At 41.9% G+C, this 4,253-nt stretch carries 2 protein-coding genes; both read left to right on the top strand.

What is annotated here, in order from left to right:
- On the top strand, positions 1 to 2,147 hold a 2,147-nt coding region (locus tag FTT88_RS16780), incomplete at its 5' end, for a type VI secretion system Vgr family protein (RefSeq protein ID WP_257233099.1).
- 65 nt (positions 2,148 to 2,212) lie between these two features.
- Positions 2,213 to 4,253 (top strand): DUF6531 domain-containing protein (locus FTT88_RS16775; RefSeq protein ID WP_180174124.1); only part of this gene is annotated, 2,041 nt, incomplete at its 3' end.

Raw genomic sequence — 4,253 nt, 5'->3', positions numbered from 1 at the left:
TTACGACCGTTCCTGAATTTAATCCACTTACACATCGACCAGTAACACATCCGCAGCGTGCTAAAGTTGTGGGGCCTGCCGGTGAAGAAATCCATGTTGATGAATGGGGGCGGATAAAAGTCCGTTTCTTGTTTACCCGTTCTGATGATCATAGCCATGATGGTGGTGCAGGTGCGAATAATAATGACACAGACTCGGCTTGGGTTGATGTGTTGACCCCTTGGGCCGGCGAAGGTTATGGCGCACGCTTCTTACCTCGAATTGGTGAAATAGTTGTCGTCGATTTCTTTGATGGCAACATTGACCGACCTTTTGTCGTGGGTCGTATTCATGAAGCGCAGCGTAGTCCCACTAAATTTGACAATAAAGGACAATTACCCGATACCAAAAAACTCGCGGGAATTCGTTCCAAAGAAGTGGCGGGAGAGGGTTTTGGTCAATTACGCTTTGATGACACCACGGGGCAAATTAGTACCCAGCTACAAAGTAGTCATGGTGCGAGCCAACTGAACCTCGGTAAGCTCAGTCATCCAAAAGATAAAGCAGAAAGTGAAGATCGGGGTGAAGGTTTTGAGCTGCGGACCGATCAATGGGGGGCAGTACGAGCTGGACAAGGTTTATTGGTGTCGACTTATAAACAGGAAAAGGCCAATGGTGAACATTTAGATGCAGAGATTGCAAGAACACAGCTGGAGACGAGTCATAGTAATAGTAAGTCTTTAAGTGATATTGCAAAGCAACAAAAAACAGATGAAATTGAATCTGTTGAACAGCTAAAAGCTTTTGCCAGTGAAATAGAAAAAGATATTGCGAAATTTAAAAAAGCCATTCTTTTACTCAATTCGGTCGATGGTATTGCGCTGAGTACACCAGAGGATATTCATTTATCAGCAACAGGCATGATCAACCAAATTGCCGGTGATAGCATTAACCTGAGTACGCAAAAAAATATTGTGGGACAAGCTTTAGGTAAGGTTAGCTTATTTGCAGCTCAAGGTGGTATTAAAGCAATAGCAGCGCAAAGTAAAGTCGAAATTCAGGCGCAGTCTGATGCTTTGGATATTTTGGCAAAAAAAGGAATTACGATTTCTTCTACTGAGGACAAAATAGAGATTAGCAGTCCGAAAGAGATTGTGATCACAGGAGCTTCTTCCCAAATTACTTTAAATGGCTCGGGAATTTTTGCTAAGACAGGCGGTAAATTTGAAGTAAATGCAGGGCAGCATCTATTTAAACCAGCATCGAGTGCTAGCAAGTCTGCACAACTTTCTACTTCTAATCCGATGAAAGGGGCCTTAGAACTGCTTAAGAGCTATGGTGGTCAAGATTTCTTTAGCGGAACTGGATTTAAAGTGATTGATGCTTTGGGCAAGCAAGTTACAGGAAAATTAGACGGCAATGGCTTTGCACAAGTCACAGGAATTGCACCGGGACCTGCGAAAGTGGAGTTTGATAAAGATCCACGCAGTGCTTGGGATTCAGCGAGTCATTTTAACCGCAACTATGATTGGGCGGAAAAAGTGGTACCAGGCGCTTCGGACTTTTTACAAAATACATTGGGTTCGTTGGGGCAAAATTTAACATCACAGTTAAAAGATAATCTCTTTAATTTAAATGCCGATTCTTTAAAAAATATAGGAAAAAATGCATTAAAAGATCTAGGTGGACAGGCATTAAATCAATTTAAAGACCAAGTCACCAATTCCGCACTATCTGCAATTTCATCGAAACTTAACTTGGGGCTTTCTGCTTCACAAATGGCAAGTTTGGGTCAGGGGGCACAAGGCTTATCCAGTGTATTAGGTGGAAGTGGAATGAGTAACGGCATCGTTTCTGGGTCAACGGCTGCCGCAGTTCAGAACTCACAAGCAACCATTGATAAGGACATTGTGGGCCGTAAAATTTCTTATTCCACACGCGCATTGACCTATACAGAAACCATTCGAGAAGGCTCTGCAACGCCCGCGAATGTGACAGCTGCACCAGTCGCAGTGCCTAAAGTGCCTGAAATAAAAGTAGCGGAAGCGGCACCAGCACAAGCGATACCAGTCCTTGCTAGTGATGATGATTGGGTGGACCGGAAACAATATTCAAGTCCTTACCTTACTTACAGTGAAACCACACGACCGAAAAAGAACAATGGTTAGTACTTCATAAGAGCGACAGCAAAACACAATTTTAAATATTTAGAATTTGAGTAATAGGTTTTTACATGACAACTGAGCAAAATGTTCAACAAGAACAACAGACAACAACTAAGCCAGCAGTTGAACTGGCGATTTTTAACTTAGAGAGTGTGACGCATACAGAAGATCATAAGTTTATTGCACATCAAATTGAAAACTATTTAAAGCAATGTGGTAATACCAACTTAGGGCAGTTGAAAAGTCTTGCTAATGTACCAACGGTTGCCAATATTTTTGCACTTTCAGGTTCAGTCTTAGATTTACTATTGTTTTGTACTGAGCAAAAACAAGGTGAGTCAGGAGTACAGCAAGGCGCTTTACTTTGTATGAACTTGATTGGTTTATACTTAGAACCCAAAGCCGAAGCTCATGTACGAATGGCTTTACGTCCTTTATTGGGACTCATGGCTGAATGTTTATATCCGCAAAATGGTAAAGTCAAAGAAGCCGATATCCGTCGCATGTCTTTGCATTTAAATGCGCAAATGGCAGGGGATATAGAAAAATTCCTGACTGAAACACAAGCTAAATTACCTACCTTGCTTTCAGGTGCAAGCACATTGGGTATATCCATACTCTCAGCCTTTGCAACTGAAACGAAATCAGGACTGGTATCACCAACCATTAATTTTGGCGCAACTGCCGAAAAACGAGATCCAACGGAACAATTTAGTAACTGGACGAAACCGCTGATTGATCTGACACAAACCAGTGTGCTTGCTAGTTTGATACCGAAACTTAAAAAGCCAACAGGGGTCACATCTTTACAGTTGGAAGCACAACAAGCACAATCGCTTTTACCGAATCTAATTCAGCAACAAGCAAATACAGGTACAAAATATAGTATTGCTTGGTTGATACAAGAAACCTTAAAAGCCATCAAAAAACAAGGCAATAAAGCCAGTGCCAGCGTGCCGATTAATCAAACTGGTGAGCATGAGCAGCATACAACAGGTGATACTTTAGAGTTTTTAACTTTACAGGCCGATGCACTGAATAATCCGCCTTGCCAAGGAGCTGACTCACAATCTAAGCACAGTATCAGCTATTCCATTGGCGCAGAACGAGTCAATCATACTGATTTCTACTTACCCAAAGTGGGCTTTAGCTTCAGCCGTCAATATAATTCGCAAATGCATGAGTTTGATGGAAGCATGATGGGAGCGCGTTGGATGATGCCTTTTTCGAATGTCATTAGCCAAAATAAAAATGGCTACTTATTTATAGACAGTAATGGGCGCAAGCATCAGTTGCCTGAGTCAATCCTGTATGAAGCATACACGGTGCCTTATGAGGGCTTTACGGTAGAACCTTTAGAAAATGAAGATTTGCTACTAAACTTTGGTTCAGCGTGGAGTTTCCATTTTCACAGCTTTAATGGCGGAAAACACTATCAGTTGATTCAGCAATTCAATGAAGAAACAGATGAAAAAGTTGCTTTAAGTTATTTACTATTTGAACAGCAGGCTTATCTGCAAAGTATTGATTTTCAATTGAAGAAAGCTAAACACCAGCTCAAGTTTGCCTTTAATGATCAAGTAAAAGTTATCGCTGCTTTTGTGGATGAACAGGCAGAGCCAGTGTCACGTTATGAATATGATACGCAAGGCAATTTAATTAAGGCTGTAGATCAAAATGGCCATGTACGCAGCTATGAATATAATGATGCGCATCAACTGACTCGCTATACCGACCGTACTGGTCGTGGGCAAAATATCCGTTATGAATCAAAAGAGGCGAATGCCAAAGCCATCGCAGAATGGGCAGATGACGGCAGCTTTAAGACCCGTTTGGAGTGGCATCCACGACTGCGCCAAGTTGCTGTATATGATGCTTATGATGTGCCGACCTATTACTATTTTGACTTAGATGGTTTTACCTATCGCACACGCTTAGCCGATGGCCGTGAAAAATGGCTATCGCGTGACAGTCAAAAACGCATTACCCGTCAAATTGATTTTGCAGGCCTAGAAACCGAACAAGTTTATAACGAGCAAGATCAGCTGATTAAAATTGTACAGCCGAATGGCGGCATCATCCGTTTTGCCTATGATGAAGCAGGAAATT

Source organism: Acinetobacter sp. YH01024, from assembly GCF_013420195.1.
GTDB classification, from domain to species: Bacteria; Pseudomonadota; Gammaproteobacteria; order Pseudomonadales; family Moraxellaceae; genus Acinetobacter; species Acinetobacter amyesii.
The sequence above is the reverse complement of the archived record's forward strand: the minus strand, read 5'-3'. Positions and strand labels throughout refer to the sequence as shown.